General features: G+C 56.8%; 22 protein-coding genes and 1 pseudogene. 1 reads left to right on the forward strand and 22 read right to left on the reverse strand.

Features of this window, described 5'->3' with window-relative positions:
• The coding region (locus DQX05_RS31480; protein WP_220483246.1) for a hypothetical protein at positions 1–195 on the forward strand (195 nt) is incomplete at its 5' end.
• 124 nt (positions 196–319) lie between these two features.
• Here DQX05_RS31480 and DQX05_RS32480 read toward each other — a convergent pair.
• The 22 genes and pseudogenes from DQX05_RS32480 to hpt all read right to left on the reverse strand — a co-directional run bounded on the left by DQX05_RS32480 (position 320) and on the right by hpt (position 22381).
• Positions 320–772, reverse strand: coding sequence for a glycosyl hydrolase family 95 catalytic domain-containing protein (locus DQX05_RS32480; protein WP_472924377.1), 453 nt, complete (start codon positions 770–772; stop codon positions 320–322).
• Positions 669–1919, reverse strand: coding sequence for a glycosyl hydrolase family 95 catalytic domain-containing protein (locus DQX05_RS32485; protein ID WP_259392188.1), 1251 nt, complete (start codon positions 1917–1919; stop codon positions 669–671). The genes DQX05_RS32480 and DQX05_RS32485 overlap by 104 nt, the downstream gene beginning before the upstream one ends.
• Positions 1920–1929: 10 nt before the next feature.
• Positions 1930–2569, reverse strand: a pseudogene (locus tag DQX05_RS32495) (glycoside hydrolase family 95 protein).
• A 238-nt stretch (positions 2570–2807) separates the two neighbouring features.
• Positions 2808–4316, reverse strand: coding sequence for a lysine--tRNA ligase (lysS, locus tag DQX05_RS23140; RefSeq protein WP_119795749.1), 1509 nt, complete (start codon positions 4314–4316; stop codon positions 2808–2810).
• 297 nt (positions 4317–4613) lie between these two features.
• Positions 4614–5090: a transcription elongation factor GreA gene (gene greA / locus DQX05_RS23145; protein ID WP_006678253.1), complete on the reverse strand. Its 477-nt coding sequence runs from the start codon at positions 5088–5090 to the stop codon at positions 4614–4616.
• A gap of 368 nt (positions 5091–5458) precedes the next feature.
• Positions 5459–6451 carry a tRNA dihydrouridine synthase DusB gene (dusB, locus tag DQX05_RS23150; protein WP_119795750.1) on the reverse strand — a complete coding sequence of 331 codons (993 nt, stop codon included), beginning with the start codon at positions 6449–6451 and terminating at the stop codon, positions 5459–5461.
• Positions 6452–6547: 96 nt separating this feature from the next.
• Entirely contained in the window at positions 6548–6763 is a 216-nt protein-coding gene (locus DQX05_RS23155) for a helix-turn-helix domain-containing protein (RefSeq protein ID WP_119795751.1), read from the reverse strand.
• Entirely contained in the window at positions 6715–7254 is a 540-nt protein-coding gene (gene folK / locus DQX05_RS23160) for a 2-amino-4-hydroxy-6-hydroxymethyldihydropteridine diphosphokinase (protein ID WP_119795752.1), read from the reverse strand. The genes DQX05_RS23155 and folK overlap by 49 nt, the downstream gene beginning before the upstream one ends.
• Complete coding sequence (gene folB, locus DQX05_RS23165) at positions 7247–7660, reverse strand: dihydroneopterin aldolase (RefSeq protein WP_119795753.1); 414 nt, start codon at positions 7658–7660, stop codon at positions 7247–7249. Before folB ends, folK begins: the two co-directional genes overlap by 8 nt.
• Before the next feature lie 40 nt (positions 7661–7700).
• On the reverse strand, positions 7701–8540 hold the full coding sequence (gene folP / locus DQX05_RS23170) for a dihydropteroate synthase (RefSeq protein ID WP_119795754.1): 840 nt from the start codon (positions 8538–8540) through the stop codon (positions 7701–7703).
• A gap of 89 nt (positions 8541–8629) precedes the next feature.
• Complete coding sequence (locus DQX05_RS23175; RefSeq protein WP_119795755.1) at positions 8630–9517, reverse strand: aminotransferase class IV; 888 nt, start codon at positions 9515–9517, stop codon at positions 8630–8632.
• Complete coding sequence (locus DQX05_RS23180; protein WP_119795756.1) at positions 9517–10092, reverse strand: anthranilate synthase component II; 576 nt, start codon at positions 10090–10092, stop codon at positions 9517–9519. Before DQX05_RS23180 ends, DQX05_RS23175 begins: the two co-directional genes overlap by 1 nt.
• On the reverse strand, positions 10076–11719 hold the full coding sequence (locus DQX05_RS23185) for an anthranilate synthase component I family protein (RefSeq protein ID WP_119795757.1): 1644 nt from the start codon (positions 11717–11719) through the stop codon (positions 10076–10078). Before DQX05_RS23185 ends, DQX05_RS23180 begins: the two co-directional genes overlap by 17 nt.
• Before the next feature lie 203 nt (positions 11720–11922).
• Positions 11923–12861, reverse strand: coding sequence for a cysteine synthase A (gene cysK, locus DQX05_RS23190; protein ID WP_119795758.1), 939 nt, complete (start codon positions 12859–12861; stop codon positions 11923–11925).
• A gap of 255 nt (positions 12862–13116) precedes the next feature.
• Entirely contained in the window at positions 13117–14061 is a 945-nt protein-coding gene (locus DQX05_RS23195; protein WP_119795759.1) for a SurA N-terminal domain-containing protein, read from the reverse strand.
• A gap of 160 nt (positions 14062–14221) precedes the next feature.
• Positions 14222–15142 (reverse strand): Hsp33 family molecular chaperone HslO, encoded by a 921-nt coding sequence (hslO, locus tag DQX05_RS23200; protein ID WP_119795760.1) that lies wholly within the window; start codon positions 15140–15142, stop codon positions 14222–14224.
• A 51-nt stretch (positions 15143–15193) separates the two neighbouring features.
• Positions 15194–15967, reverse strand: a complete 774-nt coding sequence (locus DQX05_RS23205; RefSeq protein WP_119795761.1) for a type III pantothenate kinase — start codon at positions 15965–15967, stop codon at positions 15194–15196.
• The gene (gene nadC / locus DQX05_RS23210; protein ID WP_119795762.1) at positions 15964–16833 is read right to left on the reverse strand and encodes a carboxylating nicotinate-nucleotide diphosphorylase; all 870 of its coding nucleotides are present in this window, start codon (positions 16831–16833) and stop codon (positions 15964–15966) included. Before nadC ends, DQX05_RS23205 begins: the two co-directional genes overlap by 4 nt.
• A complete protein-coding gene (gene nadB, locus DQX05_RS23215; protein ID WP_119795763.1) occupies positions 16826–18451 on the reverse strand; it encodes an L-aspartate oxidase in 1626 nt (541 codons plus the stop codon). The genes nadC and nadB overlap by 8 nt, the downstream gene beginning before the upstream one ends.
• Before the next feature lie 69 nt (positions 18452–18520).
• Positions 18521–19459 carry a quinolinate synthase NadA gene (nadA, locus tag DQX05_RS23220; protein WP_119795799.1) on the reverse strand — a complete coding sequence of 313 codons (939 nt, stop codon included), beginning with the start codon at positions 19457–19459 and terminating at the stop codon, positions 18521–18523.
• A 160-nt stretch (positions 19460–19619) separates the two neighbouring features.
• Entirely contained in the window at positions 19620–21743 is a 2124-nt protein-coding gene (gene ftsH / locus DQX05_RS23225; protein ID WP_119795764.1) for an ATP-dependent zinc metalloprotease FtsH, read from the reverse strand.
• Between the two features lie 89 nt (positions 21744–21832).
• On the reverse strand, positions 21833–22381 hold the full coding sequence (hpt, locus tag DQX05_RS23230; protein ID WP_087443284.1) for a hypoxanthine phosphoribosyltransferase: 549 nt from the start codon (positions 22379–22381) through the stop codon (positions 21833–21835).
• Positions 22382–22386: the final 5 nt, after the last annotated feature.

The following is a 22386-nucleotide window of genomic DNA, read 5'->3' on the forward strand; positions in this document are numbered from 1 at the left end:
TCTTTTCTTGCTGTCCCGCATCTCTCAGCGGCGACTTTTATAATATATCACGGCTTTCTTCTTCATGCAACAGGTAAAATATTACTTTTTAAAATTTCGAATTATCCGCCTCTTCCGCCCGATGATATCCGGTACAGCCGACGCATCGGAACGGGAGCCGGAGCAATGAGCCCCGGCCTCGTTCCTTCTATATAGAAGCTTCCCCGCCAGCCTGAATTTATTCGCCATCCGATACAGCCTTAGCCGGCCGGATAAGGTAGCTGCGCCCGCCTTCCGCCTTCCATGCCCGTCCTTCCACCGAGGCTCCCAGACGGATAGCCTATCCTTCCTGTCCTTCCTGTCCTTCCTGCCCCTCCTCGCGAATCTCCAGATCATAAGCGGAGTGAAGCGTGCACATTCCGCTCCGCACAGCAGTAATTCGGGCTTCCGTCAGCCGGCCGCCCTCCCATGCGATATCGACCTCATATCCGCCTCGGGCACGCAGGCCGCACACCGATCCGCTTGGCCAATCTATAGGAAGCGCCGGCAGAAGCGCAAGCGTGTCTGTGTGAGACTGGAGCAGCATCTCAGCGATGGCCGCTGTCCCGCCGAAATTCGCATCGATCTGGAATGGAGGATGATCCCCGAACAGATTGGGATGCACGGACTTCTGCAGCAAAGCCGCCAGATTAGCATACGCCTGCTCCGCATCCCCCAGCCGGGCCCAGAATAAAATAATCCAGGCCCGGCTCCATCCCGTATGTCCGCCGCCATGCGCTAGCCGCCTCTCCAGGGTCCGCCTTGCCGCTTGCGCCGCTTCCGGCACGGTGAATGGGGGTAATGTCATCCCCCGGGAACAGAGCGAACAGATGAGAAATATGCCGATGGCCCAGGTCTACCTCCTCTCCATCCTCCGCCCATTCCAGCAGCTGCCCATCCCGGCCGATCCGATGCCGAGGCAAGCGGGTCAATGCCGCCTCCAGCCGTTCGCGGAACGCATCTTCCTCCGCCCTGCCTCCAACCGCCTCAAGACAGGCATGGAACAGCGCCCGCATGATTTGCGTATCCATAGAAGGACCCATGCATAGTGTGCCTTGCTGGCCATTCGGCAGACGATAGAGGTTTTCAGGTGAGATCGAAGGAGACGTAACCCATTCCCCTTGCGCATTTTCCACCAGATAATCGAGCAGGAAGAGCACCGCATCCTTCATAACGGGATAAGCCCGCTCTCGCAGAAACGCCTCGTCTCCCCCATAACGGTAATGCTCCCACGCATGCAGCGCCAGCCAGGCTCCGCCCATCGGCCAGAAGGTGGCAGACACGACATCGCTTACCGGAGCGGTGTCCGCCCACAGGTTCGTTGCATGATGCGCCATGAATCCGTCGGCGCCGTACATGACAGCTGCCGTACGCCTGCCGTTCGTTCGCAGCCGATCCAGCAGTTCGAACACCGGTTCGTGGCACTCCGCCAGATTGGCCACTTCCGCCGGCCAGTAATTCATTTGCAGATTAATATTAAGATGGAAATCCGACTCCCACGGCGGAGTCATATGTGGGTTCCAGATACCCTGCAAATTGGCGGGCAGCGTGCCAGGCCGGGAGCTCCCCATCAATAAATAACGTCCGTATTGAAAAAACAGGGCGAACAATCCGGGATCTGCCTGCCCTTGCTGCACCCGCTCCAGCCGTTCGTCCGTCGGGAGCCGGCATAGGGAATCCTCCGCGGTGCCGCCCAGATGAAGAGCCACCCGCTCATACAGAGCGCGGTGGTCCCTCACATGGTCGGAGCGGACCTGCCGGTAGCCTCTTGAAGCAGCTGCTTCCACCTGCCGCAGGCACGTCTGCAGCGGATTCGATTCGCGGAACGTGGTCGTCGCCGCGATATATAGGGTCACGGCATCCGCAGCGTCGATAGACTGGCAATCGCCGATAGCAGTCACTTCTCCATTATCAGCAAACGCTTTCGATACAGCGCAATAACGAACCCCTCCAGCCCCGCATTGCCCTTGCATCACGATCGTGTCGGATGCGATTACCGTCGTCCCGTCCTCGAAGGAGCGCCGGTTCAGATACAGGGACAAAGATACCCGCTTCGCAGCAGAGGGCGGTCAACCGAAGCGCGATCACTTGGTCAGGGACGCTGCTGAGCAGTTCCCGCGAATAGGCAATGCCGTTCCGGGTGTACTCGACCCGGGCCAGTCCTTCAGGTAAGGATAGCTCCCGCGAATATCCAGTCACTTCTCCTTCTTCTCCATGGAAAAACATCTTCAATTCCCCAAGCGTCTGGTAGGGGCCAAAATGCTTCGGCACCGAAGCCAGCGCCAGCCGGGCGATCCGCTCCGCCTCTTCAGGCTTCCCTTCCAACAGACACTGCCGAATGACAGGCAGAGGCGGCATCCGGATTCTCGCGAGCGGCCGGCGCGCCGTACCAGACCGAATCTTCATTCAACTGCAGGCGATCCGAATCCACCCCGCCGAATTGCATGGCCCCCAGGCGCCCGTTCCCTATCGGCAGCGCCTCTACCCACTGTCCGGCAGGCTGCCGGTACCATAGCCGCTCCTCTCGGTCCTTCGTTACGTTGTCCGTCATATAACTCCTCCTCGTAGGCCCATACGGGGAAGCTCCCAGGAACCGCCACAGAAATGAACCGGAATACCTTCGTCATTCGGTGAGAAATATTCCGAGATGTTATCGATACCACAAACATGGCAATCCGTTTCGGAAATGTCAATTTACATTCGTGACTTCTTGTCGAGAAACTCGACAGCACTATGAACTACAAAGACCGGCCCTCCTATCGAGAGCCGGTCTCCTTGGCCGTTCTATATTATGAATTGCTGCGGTCGCGCATATGCGGGAACAGCAGCACATCGCGAATCGAAGGCGAATCGGTCAGCAGCATAACGAGGCGGTCGACCCCGATGCCCAGTCCGCCTGTCGGCGGCATTCCGTATTCAAGGGCGCGGATGAAGTCGTCATCCATCTCATGGGCCTCGTCGTTGCCATGCTCGCGCTCTTCTAGCTGCGCCTCGAAGCGCTGGCGCTGGTCGATCGGATCGTTCAGCTCCGTGAACGCATTGGCATGCTCGCGGGCCACGATGAACAATTCGAAGCGATCCGTGAAGCGCGGATCTTGCGCATTTTTCTTCGCCAACGGCGAGATTTCCACCGGATGCCCCGTAATGAAGGTCGGCTGAATCAGCGTCTCTTCCACGAAATGCTCGAAGAAGGCATTCAAAATATGCCCGAACGTGAAGTGATTCTCCACCGGCACTTTATGCTCCTTCGCCAGCGCATGCGCTTCTTCGTCGGTCATCTGCACCGAGAAGTCGACACCGGTCACTTCCTTGACCGCGTCAACCATCGACAAGCGGCGCCATTGCGGAGTCAGATCGATGTCGTGGCCCTGATAACGGATCTGCATCGTACCAAGCACTTCTTGCGCAATATGTGCGACCATGTTTTCCGTCAGACGCATAATATCTTCATAATCGGCATACGCTTCGTACAGCTCGATCATCGTAAATTCCGGGTTATGGCGGGTAGAAATCCCTTCATTCCTGTAGACGCGGCCGATTTCGTACACCTTTTCCAAGCCGCCCACAATAAGACGCTTCAAGTGAAGCTCAATCGCAATCCGCATGTACAGCGTCATATCAAGCGCGTTATGATGCGTGATGAACGGCCGTGCCGCCGCACCGCCCGCGATCGCATGCAGCGTCGGCGTCTCCACTTCCAAGTAACCGAGCGAATCCAAATAACGGCGCATCGATTGAATAATGCGGGAGCGCGCGATAAAGGTCTGCTGCACATCCGGATTCATGATGAGATCGACATAGCGCTGGCGATAGCGCAGCTCCACGTCCTTCAAGCCGTGATATTTCTCCGGCAGCGGATAGAGCGACTTGGACAGCACCTCCAAGTCCGTTACCTTCACCGACAGCTCGCCGGTCTTCGTCTTGAACACCTTGCCGCTTACGCCGATAATATCGCCAAGATCCAGCATCGTGAACGCCTCATACTTCTCCGCAGGCACCGTATCCTGGCGAACATAAATCTGCAGGCGGCCGCTCAGATCCTGAATATGGGCGAAGCTTGCCTTGCCCATCTCCCGCTTCGCCATAATGCGTCCGGCCAGACTTACGACAGCGCCTTCCGCCTCCAGCTCTTCCTTCGTCATGCCGTTATATTTATCCAATACAGCCTGGGCAGTATGCGTACGGCTATATTTGGCACCGAACGGATCAATACCGAGCTTCCGCAGCTCGTCCAACTTGTTGCGGCGAATCTGTAGCAATTCGCTTAATTCGGTCTCTTGATTGACGACATCCGTCATACGTTTCACTCCTTCTATTGCTCCGCATGTCCGGTTGGCATCGGCCCATTGCGGATCATTCCATACCGCTATCATAACACGACAGAGACGCCGGGATATAGTCAATGATTGTCATCGATTGTCATCGGCCCGCTAACTCCTCCGCAAGCGCCAGAATTCCACCCTGACCTAATGCCGCATGATGAGAAAAAAGCTTCCCTAAAGGAAGCTTTCATCCGTTATGTTCCCGTGGCCGCTGCCGGCCAACCGCCGCTATGCTTGCTGCAGCCGGCTTCATCGCTCTAGCAGGGTCGTGGCTTAGAGCTTGATATCGACGATTTTGTATTGAATCACGCCCGCAGGCACGCTGACGTCAACAACAGTGCCCTTGGCTTTGCCCAAAATTGCCTTGCCTACCGGGCTCTCATTCGAAATCCGGTTCTTCAATGGATCAGATTCCGCCGTACCGACAATGGTATACTCCATCGTATCACCGAACTCGAGATCCTGCACGATGACGGTGGAGCCGATGCTTACGATATCCGTATCGATCTCGTCATTGTTGATAATCCGGGCATTACGAAGCATTTTTTCCAATGTAATGATACGACCCTCAATGAATGCCTGTTCGTTCTTCGCGTCTTCATATTCGGAGTTCTCACTGATATCCCCGTAGCCGATCGCTATCTTGATTCGTTCCGCCACCTCGCGGCGTTTGACGGATTTGAGATTATCGAGTTCTTCCTCGAGCTTCTTCAGACCTTCCTGGGTCAGAATGACTTCTTTATCACTCATCTTACCGATTCTCCTGTCATGATCATTATTTTCGCATGCGAGCTTCGGGCCGCTCTCGCAGTGAGCGGCACCGGCTTATCGATGCGAATGCCTTATTCCCATCATATGGCGCCACGGCCACATGATGCCCCCTGCGCGCAGGCTTGTTCCAAATTCCCAATAGATGCATGGGCACGCATCAGCCCGTAGCTAATTTTCTATTGTTGAATTATATGGGATGATTTTGTAAAAGTCAATGAGACGCCCCACTGACGTGAAAACGCTTTGCTACAGGTCCTGTCCTGAATCAGGCGGCACAGAGCGAAATCAATACCTTGCCAGTGTTGACAAAAATCAGCAGGGCATCGCGCCCTGCTGCATGCATTCATCTAGTTGACGATCGTTTCCTTCGCTTCAAGGCCGGCGACATAATCCTCCAGCAACCGCACCATCTCGTCGCGCCGCGTCCCTTCCATCACCTTGTCCTTGACGCGCGCCGCTCCCGGCAACCCCTTCAAGTACCAGGCCAGATGCTTGCGCATTTCCCTAACCGCCACATTCTCGCCCTTCAACGCAATCAGGCGGTCCATATGAACAATCGCAATGCGCACCTTCTCTTCCGGCGCCGGATCCGGAAGCAGCTCGCCGTGGGTCAAATATTCGACCGTACGGTACAGCATCCATGGATTGCCCAAGGCGCCGCGGCCGATCATGACGCCATCGCATCCCGTCTCATCGAGCATGCGCCGCGCATCTTCCGGTGTCGCCACATCACCGTTCCCGATAACCGGAATCGAGACGGCCTCCTTCACTTGGCGAATGTAGCTCCAATCCGCCTTGCCGGTATACAATTGCTCCCGCGTGCGGCCATGCACGCTGACCGCCTGGCCGCCTGCGCGCTCGACCGCCTTCGCATTGTCCACGACATAAATATGCTCGTCATCCCAGCCAATGCGCATCTTGACCGTAACCGGCTTATCCACGGCATCTACAACCGCCGACACCATCTCGTAAATCTTGTTCGGATCGAGCAGCCAACGCGCGCCAGCATCGCATTTGGTCACCTTCGGTACGGGACAACCCATATTGATGTCGATAATATCCGCGTTCGACTCTTTATCGACAATTTTGGCGGCTTCCACCAACGACTGACGGTCCCCTCCGAAAATCTGCAGGCTGAGCGGCTTCTCCCGATCGTCGACATACAGCATCTCTCTCGTCCGCTCGTTGCCATGAACGAGTGCTTTGTCACTGACCATCTCCGCACAGACGAGGCCGCAGCCGAATTCCTTCGCGATCAGCCGGAACGCCGGATTGCAGACGCCGGCCATCGGCGCCAGCACGACTTGATTTTTCATTTCGATGTTGGCGATTTTCAACACATCGACCACTCTCCTTTCTCTCGTTGTTCTATCGAATTCACCGTCTACACAGCGTGAGCCGGGTTATATTCGCAACAGCAATGCCAGGATAACATTTTACCGGAAAGAAGGATCAGATGCCAGTTCCTCTTGCGTCACGCCGAGCTCCCCGGCAATGCGCCCCATCATAGCTTCATCCAGTCTCCGCCGTCCCCGCTCTATCTCGCCCAGCACAGATACCGACATGCCCAGCCGGTCAGCCAGCTGCTGCTGGGTCAAGCCTCTTAATTTGCGAAAGGCGCGGATTCGTCGGGCCAATTGAAGATTGTCCACTTCCGAATATCTTCCTTCCCATCCAGTGTTCCCAGGGCGCGGTGAACGAATGCGTGCAGCTGGCTATTATCCGAAGGCACAACGTCCGCCAGCGGAATGAGCACGAACAGCCGCTCTCCCATCCGAGGGTGAGGCAGCGTCAATTCCGGTGAATCCATCTCGAATCCTTCCATATATAACAGGTCCAGATCGATGACCCGGGGTCCCCAGCGAACATCGCGAACCCGTCCCATCTCCAGCTCGATGCCCAGCATAACGCGCAGCAGATCCTGCGGCGCCAGCGTACTGGTCACCCGAGCCGCCATATTCAAAAACTGGGGCTGATCCGTGTGCCCGACCGGCTCCGTCTCATAAATGTCCGAGCATGCGGCCACCCGAATCGCGGGATGGGCGTCCAGCCTCGCAATCGCCTCCCGCAGAGAGTGCTCCCGATCGCCGAGGTTGGCTCCAAGCGCAATATAGGCCAATGCTTCCTGCTTCATGTCATTCATCGGCAGCCCCCGCTTGACGGTCCTCTTCCGTAATCCGGGCCCGCGTAATGTCCACCGTCACGCCCTGGAAATGAATATCGAACGGCGGGTGGGGCTTCGTAACCCGCACACGAGCCTCTTGAATAGCGGGATACCCGTCCAGCACCCCCTCGGCAATCCGCTCGGCCAACGCCTCCACGAGCTGATACGACTGCCCCTCTACGATGGATTTGACGGAATAGAACACTTCGGCATAATTAATGGAGTCCTCCAGCTTATCCGATTGCCCCGCCTTCTGTAAATCGATCTGCAAATCGAGATCGACGATCCAGCGCTGACCCAACGCCCGTTCCTCCGCGAACACCCCATGCCTGCCGAAAAATTCCATCCGATGGAGCTGCATCCGATCTGGCTTCACGACTCTCATCGCTTCCGCTCCTTTCCTTTCTTTGAATTGCCGCCTGCTGTCAGCGGTACAACACCGCGTCGCACATCCGCGCCGTTCGCGCAATCGAGGCAACATCATGCACGCGCACGATCTGGCAGCCCTGCGCAATGCCGAGCGCTACCGTCGCCGCCGTTCCTTCCACCACATCATCGACCGGCAGCTGCAGCGTATCCCGGATGAACTTCTTGCGGGACGTGCCGAGCAAGACCGGATAGCCTAGCGCGCACAGCTCGTCCAGGTGGCTCATCAGGATGAGATTGTCCTCCCCAGTCTTCGCGAAGCCGATACCAGGATCGAGCCAAATCTGGTCGTCCTTCACTCCCGCCTCTTTGGCCAGCGCCACGCTCGCGAGCAAGTCCACCTTCACCTCTTCTATGAACGGGTCATACCGCCGCTCCGGACGGTTATGCATCAAGATGAGAGGACATCCATAGCGGGCGGCGATATGCGCCATCTCCGGCTCCTTCTTGCAGCCCCAGATGTCATTCATAATATGGGCGCCTGCCTCCAGTGCTTGCCGCGCCACCTCAGCTTTATACGTGTCCACCGAGATCGGTGCCTGCGGCAGCTCCCTGCGCAGCGCCTCGATGACCGGGAGCACCCGCTCCAGTTCTTCCTCCTGCCCGACGGGCTGATGGCCCGGACGGGTCGACTCTCCGCCGATATCGATAATGTCGGCTCCCGATTCCAGCATCTCCTTCGCGTGCCGCAGAGCCGCGTCTACGCGGTTGTACCGGCCGCCGTCCGAGAAGGAATCCGGGGTCACATTCAATATACCCATAATTAAGGTGCGCTGACCGAGAGTCAAGGCACCGTTCGCCCAACGATAGGTTCGTTGCCGCCATATCGGCTGCAGCATGTTCAACATCTCCGATCTGTCACAAGCTTTTGTTCCATAGGGAAAGACAACAACGGGCCGCCAACGCCTCGTCCTTCATTCGCAGCCTGTCAAAAATTGCGTACCGTCAGGGAGCGATAGGCATCCAGCAGCGCACGGGTGGAGGCTCCGATTCGTCCCCCGCTTATTACGGCTGCCTGCCCTGTCTCATCCCACAACGAAGTAATCGGTACAAGTTCCTGCACGGAGGTCGTTATGAAAATCTCGTCTGCCTCCAATAGGTCATCCCAGCGGTACAGCCCTTCCTCGGCCGCAAGCCCGCAGTCTGCAGCGAGCTCCAGAACGGCCCCCCGCGTGATGCCGGGAAGAATGCCCGTTGCCAGATCCGGGGTACAGAGCCGGCGGCCCGTGAGGAAGAAAAGATTGCTGACGATACCCTCCGCCAGCCATCCTTCCGCGGCCAGCATGAAGCCTTCCGCCCCGAGTGCCGCCGACTCATACCCGGCCAGCTCGCGCTTGGCGAGAATATTATTCATATAATGGCCCGACTTGAAGCGCCTGTTCCCTTCGGGCCGATTGCGAGCCAACCGCAGCCGCTGCAGCGGCTTCCCTTCCGCATACAGCGCATCCGGAACGTCTGGCAGCGGCTTGACCAGCACAATCGTCACCGGGCTGGCGTAATCGCCGCCCGGCAAGCCGAAGCCGTTCTCGCCGGCGCTTACCGTATACCGGACATAAGCCTCTTCCAGGGTGTTAGCGGCCATGACGGCCCGGATATGGGCCTCTGCCTGCTCCGCTCCTTCCGTCCAGCGGATTCCCAGCTCCTCGCAGGCGCCAGCCAGCCGGTCCAGATGACGCTCCAGCAGGAAGGGCCGGCCGCCATACGTGCGCATCGTCTCGAACAGACTCATGCCGTACAAAAAGCCGTGGTCCATCACGGAAACCGCGGCTTGATGACTCGGCACCAGCTCTCCATTCCAACCGATGATGCCCGTCATCACACAGGCGCCGCCATGCTCAAGAAATTGCGCAGCATCTGGTGCCCATGTTCAGAAATAATCGATTCCGGATGGAATTGGACGCCCACAATCGGATATTCCTTATGCTGAAGCCCCATAATTTCCCCTTCGGCCGTCTCCGCCGTAATCGCCAGGCAAGTCGGCAGACTCGCCCGATCGACGATAAGCGAATGATACCGGGTCGCCGTGAACGGATTCGGCAAGCCGGCGAAGATCGATTCGCCCTGATGAATAATCGGCGACGTCTTGCCATGCATCAGCCGTTCGGCACGGACAACCTCGCCGCCGAAGGCTTGGCCGATTGCCTGATGGCCGAGACATACCCCCAGAATCGGGATACTGCCTGCAAAATGCTCAATGACCTGCAGCGTGATGCCCGCTTCGTTCGGCGTGCATGGGCCCGGGGACAGCAGCAGATGATCCGGCTGCAGCCGTTCGATGCCCGCGATATCGATCTCGTCATTGCGGCAGACCTGCACCTCTTCGCCGAGCTCCCCCAAATATTGCACCAAATTGTACGTAAACGAATCATAGTTATCAATGACCAGAATCATCCTGAACCGCTCCTCTCGCCTCGTCTGCCTCTGCTTCCTTCTCTCCCGGCGGAATGGCATCCGCCGGCACACTCTCGCTCAACTGCACTGCCTTCCATAATGCCTTGGCTTTGTTCAGGCATTCGCCATATTCGCGTTCCGGGTCGGAATCGATCACGATGCCGGCGCCCGCCTGAATATATCCTATCTGGTCTTTCACCACCAGCGTACGAATAATAATATTTAATTCCAAATCGCCGTTATAGTCAATCCAGCCGAACGACCCGGTATATGGCCCGCGGCGGATCGGCTCCAGCTCCTCGATAATTTCCATCGTCCGTACCTTCGGCGCGCCGGTAATCGTCCCGCCGGGGAACGTCGCTTGGATGACATCGAAGGCATCCTTGCCCTCCGCAAGCATGCCGCGCACCTCCGAGACGAGATGCATGACATGAGAGTACGTCTCGATAACCATCAGCTCATCCACCCGCACCGAGCCATAAGCCGAGATGCGGCCAAGGTCGTTGCGCTCCAGATCGACGAGCATAATATGCTCTGCGCACTCCTTCTCGTTGGTCCGGAGTTCCTCCGCCAAGCGGGCGTCCTCTTCCGGCGTACGGCCGCGACGTCTCGTCCCGGCTATCGGACGCGTGCTTACGCTGCCCTGCTCCAGGCGGACCAGCAGCTCCGGGGAGCAGGACACAAGTTGGAACTCGGGGAAGCGAAGCAAGCCCATGTACGGGGAGGGGTTCAATGCGCGCAGCCATTCATACAGCCGCTCCGGCGTCTCACTCAGGCGGCGGGACTGGCGCATGGACAAGTTCACCTGGAACACATCCCCTTGCCCGATATACTGCTGAATGCGGCGCACCGCATACTTGAACTCCTCCTTCGGAAATGCCGAGGCGACCCCTTCGAACGCCTCAATATCCATCGTCTGCAGATCGTGGCCGCAATCGGACAAGGAGCTTGCCGCTTGGCCCGGGCCGAAGCTCGCGGAACCCCGTTCCTGCCATTCGTCCCACTGGGCCTTCATCGCCTGCGCCCGCGAAGCCGCTACCTCATACTTCACGGCAAGGGCAGCGCCAGCCGTTTCCTGCCCTGCATTCCCGTCCGGCCAGCGCGTCACCACGGCGCAGTATAGCCGCCGCTCCTGCTTATCCACAATCCACAGCTCATCCATTTGCACAAATACGTAATCCGGCAGCTCCAGATCATCGGCCGCAGACTCAGGCAGCCGTTCAAGTGAACGGGCGACGTCATAGCTTAAATACCCGATGCAGCCGCCGATGAACTTGGGCATCCCATCCACCTTCGGCGCGCGGTAAGGGGACATCCACCGCTTCAACAGTTGGAGCGGCTCCCCTTCCTCCCGGCGGGACGGCTTGTCCCCTTCCTGAATGAACGCCTCCCGATCCTTGCCGGTAATGACGGACACGGGCTTGCAGGCCAAATACGTGTACCGGCCGTCCTTGCCGCTCTCGAGCACGGCCGCATGGCTGCCCGCATCCTCCCATACCGGAAGCCATGAAGCCAAGGCCTCATGCCCCCATTCATATTTCGCTATATAAGGAAGCACGGTGTACCCTTCCTGTACCCACCGGCTCCAATGACCGGCTGTAATGATCGCTACTTCACGCAGGGACATCTGCTCCACTTCTCCACCTCGCCTTACCCGTGATCGCATATCTGTGACATGAATCACCGGAATCGTTACCGTAAGTATAAACAAAGAGCCCCGGGAAGGAAAGGCTCCCCTCACACATCCAAAAAACCCCTCGCCGCCAGAAAGCGCCCAGGGCAATGACTTGCCCGCGTGCTCCTGATGGGAGGGGATATTGATAAAAGCGTTTAATTCTCGAAGCTGAACAGCGGCGTGCTCAAGTAGCGCTCGCCATTGCTTGGAACGACGGCAATGACACGCTTCCCTTCGCCCAGCTCACGAGCGACCTGCAGAGCTGCGTGAATAGCCGCTCCCGATGAGATGCCGCACAGAATGCCTTCCGACTTCGCGACCTGGCGGGCCACCTCGAACGCATCTTCATTATCTACCGCAATGATCTGATCGTAGACGTTGCGATTCAGAATGTCCGGAATGAAGTTCGCCCCGATGCCCTGAATCTTATGCGGTCCCGGCTTGCCCCCCGACAACAGCGGAGAAGCGGACGGTTCGACCGCGACCACGCGGATGCCCGGGAAGTTCTCCTTCAGCACTTCGCCGGTTCCCGAGATCGTTCCGCCGGTGCCGATTCCGGCCACGAACGCATCCAGCCGGCCGTCTAGCGAACGAATCGCTTCAACAATCTCCGGCCCTGTCGTCTCGCGGTGCACCTTGACGTTCGCCTTATTCTTGAACTGCTGCGGCATGAAGTAAGAAGGATTCTCCTGAACAAGCTCTTCTGCCTTCCGTACGGCCCCGTTCATTCCTTCCGCGCCCGGGGTAAGCACAAGATCCGCACCGTAAGCGCGCAGCAGATTGCGCCGTTCGATGCTCATCGTCTCCGGCATAACGAGAATCGCCTTGTAACCTTTGGCCGCCGCGACCATAGCGAGGCCAATCCCGGTGTTACCGCTCGTCGGCTCGACGATCGTATCGCCGGGCTTCAGCAAGCCTTCCTGCTCTGCCACTTCGATCATGCTGATTGCAATCCGGTCCTTCACGCTGGCTCCCGGATTCTGATATTCGAGCTTGACGTAAATCTCGGCACTGCCTTCCGGCACGATGCGGTTCAAACGTACCAGTGGAGTATCCCCAATCAATTCGGTTACATTATTGACGATTCTTGCCATAACAATGCCCTCCTGCCATTATTCAATATCTGAGTCTTGCCGAGTGTATATCCGTATTATCCACTAATTTCCGACTAAATCACTAGGTTTTATTCAATCTTACCAATCCAGCTTTAGGTTGTCAATAGAACGCGCGAAGGTTATGCCAAAAGTTGAAGCTTGCTCCAGGCGATAACAAGCAGTGACTCTGCATGACAAAAAGGGATAATCGCAAGGGCGGACGAATCCACTCGCTCTTGCGGTTATCCCTTTTATTTACCCGTTCACGGACGTTGCCGCGAGAACGACGGCATTATACTTTTTGCGAAGCGCCTCTTCCCACTCCTTCAGCGGGGGCGATTTGGACAGCGCCACATCCCGGCGGGCCTGCTCCTTGATCGCAGCTTCCCCCTCCGGCTGCGCCTCGCGCTTGCCGGTTAAGGTCAGAATAGCGAACCCGTCGCTCACTTCAATCGGATTCGAGATGTCGCCTACCTCCATCTCGCGCGCCGCTTCCAGCTCTGAGGGAGAGAAGAACGGATCGTTAGCATCAATCCATCCGAGACGACCTTCCTGATAGGAGGAGAATTCATCCACCGACAATCTCCCTGCCAAGGAGGCGAAGGTCTCTCCGTCCTTCAGCTTCGCCAGCACGTCTTCCGCTTCCTCGCGGGTCGGCACAACAATATGGGCGAGCTGATATACATTAACAGACTCGTAAGCATCCCGATGGTCCTGCAAATACTGGTCAAGCTCCTCCTCCGACACATTCACGTTATGAGTCGCAATCTTCTCTAGCAGCAGCCGGTAATGGATGTCCTGCCGAATCTGCTCCGGACTCATGCCCAACTGTTCCGTCATTGCCTGAAAATAAGCTTCAGCGCTTTCATACCCTTGCATCTGCCGCGCAATCTCTTGCTCCACTTCAGTCTGGCTTACGTTAATTCCTAACGCTTCCGCTTCCTTCGTTGCCGCCCTGGCCGTTAGCATCTGTTCCATAACCTGCACGCCATACTGCCGCTCCAGTTCCTCTTGCCATTCCTTACGCGTCACCTTCTCCCCGCCGACGGTTGCCACAACCGTTGAGGAATCAGGGGAAGCATTCGCATCCGGCCCCGCGGAAGGGCGATCATGCTTGAAGATGAGCATGCCGGCGAGCACCAAGATGCAGACGCAAAGAATGAGGATGCAGCCCCATAAGCTTTTGACTTCTTTCGTCATATCGCTTGCTTCCCTTATCCCGTTATTTCCGTGTTAGCCGTTACACCTCTGGCTTGTCCCCGCCCTATCGACCGATTCGGATGCGGGACCACGATCGGGGTCCCATCGTTCGCTGCGGGGCTCGCCTCCGGCCCGTGCTCATCCATTGCGACTTGTCCGGCTAGGCTTGCTGCGCCTGATCACGCAGTTGTTCCAGCTCTTCTCTTCCAAATGAATACTTCTCGTTGCAAAAATGACAGACTACCTCCGCCCGGCCATCCTCTTCAATCATCGCCGTCAATTCGCCCTTGCCTACACTGATCAATGTCCGCTCCACCCGTTCCCGGGAGCATTGGCATTGGAAGCGAATCGGCATTCGTTCCATAACGTTCGCGTCACTGATAATCCAAGTCACCAGTTCATCCAGCTCCATGCCTTGATCCAGCAGGGCGGTAACGGGAGGGAGCACACTGAGCGAATACTCGATCTGATTGATCTGTTCCTCGGTCAGTCCAGGCAGCAACTGTACAATGAAGCCTCCCGCATGCAGGACGGAATTGTCGACATCCACCAGTACCCCGAGGCCTACGGCAGACGGGGTCTGCTCGGAGGTGGCGAAGTAATACGTGAAGTCCTCGGCCAATTCTCCCGAGATAATCGGGGAGCTGCCGCGATACGGCTCCTTCAAGCCAAGATCCTTGATGACATGGATGAAGCCGCTGCGTCCGACCGCGCCTGCGACATCCAGCTTGCCTTGGGTATTGCTGGCCAGATGCACCTGCGGATGTGTAACATAGCCGCGCACCTCGCCATGAGCGTTCGCATCGGCGACAATCTGTCCGATAGGTCCGTCGCCCTTGACCTGAACGGTCAATTTCTCATCGCCTTTGAGCATGGCGCCCATCATGGCGGCAGCGGTAACCGTGCGTCCGAGCGCAGCCGTCGCCGTCGGGTAAGCGCCGTGGCGCCGCTGCAATTCATTGACCAGCCCGGTCGTGCGTACCGCGAAGATGCGGACCTTGCCGCCCAGTCCGGTGCCGCGAATCAGCATGTCCTGCATATTCTCCCTCTCTTCGGGTTGCTGTCCTAACATATCGTTCATGGGAGCCTCCTGTACTGTTCTTATTCTACGACGGGATAGGCCGTCAAAGGGTTACAATTTGTTCCGATTATAAATAAGGCGCAAGCCTTCCAGCGTCAATAACGGGTTCGTCGTATCAATCGTACGAGATTCGCTCGCGATGAGCTCCGCCATGCCGCCGGTGGCGATAACGGTAGGTTCGGCTCCAAGCTCATTGGTTATACGGTCCACAATGCCGTCCACCTGGCCGACGTACCCGAAAATAATGCCGGCCTGCATGGAATGAACCGTATTGCGCCCAATCACCGACTTGGGCTTCGTCAATTCAATCCGCGGCAGCTTCGCCGCCCGCTGATACAGCGCTTCGGTAGATATGCCGATGCCCGGCACGATTGCGCCGCCAATATAGTTGCCCTTTACGTCGATGACATCGAATGTCGTCGCTGTCCCGAAGTCAACGACGACCAGCGGCATTAGCCCACCATACAGCTCGATCGCCGCCACTGCATTGACGATCCGGTCCGCCCCCACCTCGCGCGGGTTTTCGATGCGAATATTGAGCCCGGTCTTGACGCCGGGACCAACAATGAGCGGCGCCTTGTTCAAATATTTCTTGCACAGCATCTCCATCGTATGCATAATCGGCGGGACGACGGAGGAAAGAATAACCCCTTCAATATCCATAACCGACAGCTTGGTCATCGTGAACAGATTGTATATCATGACGCCATATTCATCGGTAGTCGACTGGCGGCTGGTCGACAAACGCCAATTATGAAGCAGCTTGTCTCCCTCGTAGACCCCCAGGACAATGTTGGTGTTCCCTATATCGATTACAAGTATCACGGCCTAACCTCTTTCTTCTCATTCAAGTCCAGACTGATGTCCAGGGCGTGAAAGGAGTAGGTCAACGCGCCGACAGACACGACGTCGACGCCAGTGAGCGCCTTGTCCCGAATCGTATCGAGGGTGACGCCTCCCGATGCTTCGATGAGGACATGCGGTGCGGCTTCCCGGATGAGGGCGACCGCCTCGCGCATCCGTACCGCATCCATATTGTCCAACATAATAATGTCCGCTCCCGCCTGCAGCGCTTCCTTCACTTGCTCGATCGATTCAGCTTCGACCTCAATGTTCATCGTGTACGGAATGTTGGCGCGTGCCCGGCTTACCGCCGCTTCGATTCCGCCTGCCCCCTTGATGTGGTTGTCCTTGATCATGACGGTATCGTACAGGCCGAAGCGGTGATTGCTCCCCCCGCCGACCCGAACCGCATATTTTTCGAGGGCGCGGTGGCCAGGGGTCGTCTTGCGGGTATCGACCAGCTTCGTATTCAGGCCGTCAATGGCTTGCACGAACTTGTTCGTCTTCGTCGCAATCCCGGACAGACGCTGGAGCAGGTTCAAGGCGAGCCGTTCCCCGCTCAAAATACTGTGCGTGCTGCCTTCCACTTCCGCCAGAACAGTGCCGCGGGCAACAACGGCTCCGTCCCCGACCTGAGCCGTGAACCGCAGCGAGGGATCCACGACCGCGAATACGGCTTCGGCTACCGGCAGTCCTGCGATCATGCCGTCTTCCTTCGCATGAATGATGCCGCGAGACTGGTGTCCGGCCGGAATGGTGTAGGCTGTCGTAACGTCGCCCGTTCCTATATCTTCTTGCAGCCACGCTTCCAATTGTCGGCGCAGTGCCAATCGTTCCAAGCTATACAATGCTCACTCGCTCCTCCGTAATTCCATATTCACGATGCAGCAGGGTATGCTTGCACCATGTCTCGTCATGCCGCTCAGGGAAATCCTCCCGCGCATGTCCTCCACGGCTCTCTTCCCGCCACAAGGCGGACTCGGCGACCAGCATGGCGCAGACCAGCAAATTGGCGAATTCATACTCCTCCCGCTTCGACAGCAGCATACCGAATACGGCCGCCTGGCGCTTCAACTCGCCTAACCCCTTCATCAGGCCGTCCGCATGGCGGCGCAGCCCGACATAACGGACCATTACCTTCTGCAGCTTCAGCCGGCGCTCCACCATCGGCTGGATGCATGGCTCATGGTGATCGCGCTGATGCGCGGCATGCGGGCAGCCCTCCGCTCGCGGTTCAAGTCCGCCAATCCGTTCCACGATCCGCTTGCCGTACACGATCGCTTCCGATAATGAGTTGCTGGCTAGTCGATTCGCCCCGTGCACGCCGGTCGAAGACACTTCGCCGCAGGCGAACAGACGGCGAATATTGGTCTCTCCCCACAAGTCCGTCTTGATGCCGCCCATCATGTAGTGGGCAGCCGGCGACACCGGGATCCAGTCGCTGGTCAGATCAAGACCGTATTGAAGGCAGGTGTCGTATATCGTCGGGAAGCGATGCTTAACCATCGCCTCCGTCTCATGAGTAATATCCAGGTAGACGAAGGTCGACTTGGTCGCTTCCATCTCGCTGAGGATCGCCCGGGCTACCACGTCGCGGGGCGCAAGCTCAAGTTGAGGATGATAGTTCTCCATGAAGCGCTCTCCCCGGATATTGCGCAGGTAGGCGCCTTCTCCCCGCACCGCCTCCGAGATGAGGAAGCGCGGCGCCCCGGGATAGCTGAGCACGGTCGGATGGAATTGAATGAACTCCATATCCTGAATATAAGCTCCCGCGCGATACGCCATGGCGATGCCGTCACCCGTGGCAACCTCCGGATTCGTCGTATAGCGGTACAGCTGCCCGGTGCCGCCGGAGCAGATGACCGTAGCCTTGCCGCTGACGAATACGCGCTTGCCGTCCGCCCGCTGGACGATCGCGCCGCAGCATTCGCCTTCCTCGGTAACGAGATCGATAACGAAATGATCATCCCAGATTGTGACCTGCTCTAGCTGCTGGATACGATCCGCCAAGGCGCGCACAATCTCATAGCCGGTAGCGTCGCCATTCGCGTGCAGAATGCGGCGATGGCTGTGCGCCCCTTCCCGCGTCAAGGCAATAGCGCCGTTCTCTTCATCGAAGGAGGCCCCCATCCGTATCAGCTCCTGGACGCCGGCCGGACCTTCGTGGACAAGCACATCGACCGCCTCAGGGTCGCACAGGCCTGCCCCGGCAATCAATGTATCCTGACGATGGTAGGCCGGGGAATCATCGTCTGCGAACACAGCCGCAATTCCGCCCTGCGCATAGCGTGTATTACTATCGAACAACGACTTCTTCGTTATCATTAACACCCGCTGTTCCCGGCTTGCCTGGATAGCGGTATAGAGACCGGCAATACCGGCGCCAATCACAATGACGTCAGTATGAACTTGCTCGAGATCTTCGAGTGCAAAGTCTATCAAGTAACGGGGAATCTGGTTCGCCATTGTCTTCACAACCTCATGATGGATTCTTATGCTTGGTTATATTTGAACAGAAGAGTAGCGCATGCTACTCTACTTGACTTGTAACATGCGCTCCAAGGATAACCGTGCTTTCTCGGCAACCTGCGGCGGCACATAAATTTGCGGCTGCATCGTTTCGAGGCATTTCACGAGTTTTTTGAGATTATTTACCTTCATATTCGGACAGACGAGATACTTCGTGGCGAAGTGGAATCGCTTCTCCGGGCTGTCGTTCCGCAGCTGATACCCGGTGCCGTCTTCTGTCCCCACAATAATATCGGTCGCATTCGACCGTCTGCAATAATCAAGAATTGCAGTCGTGCTCCCGACGAAATCCCCCATGGCTACGACTTCCGGGCGGCATTCCGGATGTACGACGAACGGCGCGCCCGGGTACTTCGCCTTCATCTCCATAACATCCTTCACCGTCAGCATGTCATGCGTATTGCAGTAGCCTTCCCATTTGATTAAAGGACGGCCAGTCTGCTGCTCTACATAATGACCTAGATTCTTATCGGGAACCCAGATGATCTCTTCCGCATCCAGCGAAGCGATGACCTTCACCGCATTGGAGGAAGTGCAGCAAATATCGGTCTCTGCCTTAATCTCCGCAGAGGAATTGATATAGGTAACGACTTTGGCATTCGGATACTCCGCCTTCAGCTTCCGTAGCCCGTCGACATTGACCATATCGGCCATCGGGCAGCCAGCCCGCTCATCGGGGATGATGACCGTTTTGTTCGGAGCCAAGATTTTGGCGCTCTCCCCCATGAAGTGGACACCGCAAAAGACGATAACGTCTGCATCGGTCTCAGCGGCCTTCTGCGCCAGCAAGAACGAATCTCCCCTGAAATCGGCTACTTCCTGAATCTCATCGCGCTGATAATAATGAGCTAATATGATGGCGTTACGCTCTTTCTTCAACTGCATCAACCGTTCACGGAGCTCCTGCTTCTGCTCTTCCTTCCGTGCCAACGCCAGTGCTTCCAATGTCACCCTCACTCCACTCCTTGGCCTTGTCGTTAACCTATAATTTACACACCCCGACCCGCTGTGTCAATTCGGAATTCGGGCCCAATTACCGTAAAAAAAGAGCGTACCGGAAGGTACGCTCTTGCAAACGCCCGGAGGGCGGCCCATGTTATTGCGGTTATTGTTCGTCTTTCTTATCATCTGGCGACTTATCCTTGTCCGCAGGGGCCTTCGGCTCCTCGGATGTCGGTTCCGCCTTCGGCTGCTCGGTGGAGTCACCATGAGTGTCAGCAGGCGAAGAGCCGTTCGGAATATCGCCTGCAGGCGGGCCGGATGGAGAACCCTCCCATTGAGTCGGCCCAAGCTTCTCCGGCTTGCCTACCAGATTCACCTTCACATCGCCCGTCGTCTCGATAACCGGTGTGCCGGCTTCAGGCGCATCTGTCGATGCAGGTGTTACTTCGCTCAGCTTGCCTTCCTCGATCAGCTGCTTGATCTGCTCCATCTCCAAGGTCTCGACCTCGAGAAGCGTATTCGCAATCAAGCTTACCTCGCGGGAACGCTCCGTCAAGAGCTTCTTCGCGCGCTCATAACAATCATTCATGATGCTCTGCATCTCTTGGTCGATCTCATAAGCAATGGCATCGGAGTAGTTCTGCTCGTGACCTAGGTCGCGGCCCAGGAATACTTCTCCTTGACGGTTGCCGAACTGCATCGGTCCAAGCTTCTCGCTCATGCCGTATTCCATAATCATGCTGCGCACGATGCGGGTCGCCTGCTGGAAGTCGCTGTATGCGCCAGTGCCAATCTCGCCGATGAACAGTTCTTCGGCGACACGTCCCCCGAGCAATCCCGTGACTTTGTCCAGCAATTCCTGCTTCGTCACCAGCATGCGGTCTTCCTTCGGCATCATGATGACGTAACCGCCGGCACGGCCGCGCGGAATGATGGTCACCTTGTGGACCATATCGGCATGCTCCAGGAAGTAGCCGATAATCGTATGTCCGGCTTCATGGAAAGCAACAATCCGTTTCTCGCGATCGCTGATCATGCGGCTGCGCTTCTCCGTTCCGACGATGACGCGGTCAATCGCCTCGTCAACATCCGTCATTGTAATGTCTTTGTGGTTCTTGCGGGCTGCCAGCAGCGCCGCTTCATTCAGCAAGTTCTCCAGGTCGGCGCCGGTGAAGCCGGTCGTCCGCTTGGCGATCGTATCGAGGTTAACGTTCTTGTTCAACGGCTTATTGCGGGCGTGTACCTTCAGCACCGCCTCGCGGCCCTTCAGATCCGGGCGATCGACCGTAATCTGACGGTCAAAGCGTCCAGGACGGAGCAATGCCGGGTCCAGAATATCCGGACGGTTCGTCGCTGCGATAATGATGATGCCTTCGTTGGCGCCGAAGCCATCCATCTCGACCAGCAACTGGTTGAGCGTCTGCTCCCGTTCGTCATGGCCGCCGCCCAGGCCGGCGCCCCGTTGACGGCCGACCGCATCGATCTCGTCAATGAAAATGATACATGGCGCATTCTTCTTGGCATTCTCGAACAGGTCGCGGACCCGGGATGCACCGACACCGACGAACATTTCCACGAAGTCGGAACCGGAGATGCTGAAGAACGGAACGCCAGCTTCCCCTGCAACGGCACGGGCCAGCAACGTCTTACCGGTACCCGGAGGGCCGTTCAGCAGCACGCCCTTCGGAATGCGCGCGCCAAGGGCTGCGAACTTGCGCGGATCCTTCAGGAACTCGACAACCTCCACCAGCTCTTGCTTCTCTTCATCCGCACCTGCGACGTCTTCAAAGGTAACGCGCTTCTTCTCTTCATTATACAAGCGTGCGCGGCTCTTGCCGAAGTTCATTACCTTGCCGCCGCCGCCCTGCGCTTGATTAAAGAAGAAGAAGAACAGGATGAACATGATGATAAATGGAATAATCGACGTCAGAAACGTCAGCCAGAGGCTTTGTTCCTCCATTTTTTTCCAATTAATCTTCAGTTCTTGCTGATTATCCCCTGCGTTCATTAACTCTTCGACGGCCGGATTGCTATCCGGAATATACGTTACGAACTGCTGGGATTTCGCCCCTTCTGGGATCTTTCTATATTTCCCGATGACCAAATAAGCCCGACCTTCATATTGAACCGTCATTTCTTCTATATTGTTAGCCGAGAGCTCTTTGCGGAACTGGTCATATCTCGGAGTGTCCGTGGCTTCATTGCCGTTGCCGATGAACTGGACAAATCCTACCACGACCAAAAAAAGAATCAGATAAAAACCAGAATTCTTGATGAACCGATTCATCCCCAACCTCCTCTCAAGGACACGAAATTATTGTATCATAGCACGTAATGCCATCACAACTTGACCAGCAAGCGTGTAAGGCGTGTGTCTTACTTAGCTTCATTCGAGTAGATCGTTGGCTTCAACACGCCTATATATGGAAGGTTGCGGTAACGTTCGGCATAATCCAAGCCGTAGCCGACGATGAATTCGTCAGGAAGCACGAATCCTTTGTAGTCCGCTTCCAGATTAACGGTGCGGCGCGCCGGCTTATCGAACAGCGTCACGAGGCGAATGGAATTCGCCTTGCGTCCTTGAAGCACTTCAATCAGGTAGCTGAGCGTCAAGCCGGTATCTATAATGTCTTCAACAATGAGCACATCCCGGCCTTCCACGGATACATCCAAATCTTTCATAATCCGGACGACACCGGAAGACTTCGTGGAAGCTCCATAGCTGGATACCGCCATGAAGTCCAATTCCAACGGTACAGTAATTTGCTTGACCAGATCGGCCATGAAGACGAATGCGCCTTTTAGGACACAGATGACCAGCGGGCATTTCCCTTCATACTCGCGGCTGATCTGAGCACCCAGTTCCTGGACCTTCGCCTGAATTTGCTCCTCGCTGATAATTACCTTTTCAATGTCATTATACAATGATG

This window comes from Paenibacillus thiaminolyticus (genome assembly GCF_003591545.1).
Classification (GTDB): Bacteria; Bacillota; Bacilli; order Paenibacillales; family Paenibacillaceae; genus Paenibacillus_B; species Paenibacillus_B thiaminolyticus_A.

Coding starts and splice junctions, on each gene's coding strand:
- lysS (WP_119795749.1), bottom strand. CDS start 4,316: ATGACGGATGTCGTCAATCAAGAGACCGAATTAAGCGAATTGCTACAG.
- greA (WP_006678253.1), bottom strand. CDS start 5,090: ATGAGTGATAAAGAAGTCATTCTGACCCAGGAAGGTCTGAAGAAGCTC.
- folK (WP_119795752.1), bottom strand. CDS start 7,254: ATGAATGACATGAAGCAGGAAGCATTGGCCTATATTGCGCTTGGAGCC.
- folB (WP_119795753.1), bottom strand. CDS start 7,660: ATGAGAGTCGTGAAGCCAGATCGGATGCAGCTCCATCGGATGGAATTT.
- folP (WP_119795754.1), bottom strand. CDS start 8,540: ATGCTGCAGCCGATATGGCGGCAACGAACCTATCGTTGGGCGAACGGT.
- DQX05_RS23175 (WP_119795755.1), bottom strand. CDS start 9,517: ATGACGGGCATCATCGGTTGGAATGGAGAGCTGGTGCCGAGTCATCAA.
- DQX05_RS23180 (WP_119795756.1), bottom strand. CDS start 10,092: ATGATTCTGGTCATTGATAACTATGATTCGTTTACGTACAATTTGGTG.
- DQX05_RS23185 (WP_119795757.1), bottom strand. CDS start 11,719: ATGTCCCTGCGTGAAGTAGCGATCATTACAGCCGGTCATTGGAGCCGG.
- cysK (WP_119795758.1), bottom strand. CDS start 12,861: ATGGCAAGAATCGTCAATAATGTAACCGAATTGATTGGGGATACTCCA.
- DQX05_RS23195 (WP_119795759.1), bottom strand. CDS start 14,061: ATGACGAAAGAAGTCAAAAGCTTATGGGGCTGCATCCTCATTCTTTGC.
- hslO (WP_119795760.1), bottom strand. CDS start 15,142: ATGAACGATATGTTAGGACAGCAACCCGAAGAGAGGGAGAATATGCAG.
- nadB (WP_119795763.1), bottom strand. CDS start 18,451: ATGGCGAACCAGATTCCCCGTTACTTGATAGACTTTGCACTCGAAGAT.
- ftsH (WP_119795764.1), bottom strand. CDS start 21,743: ATGAATCGGTTCATCAAGAATTCTGGTTTTTATCTGATTCTTTTTTTG.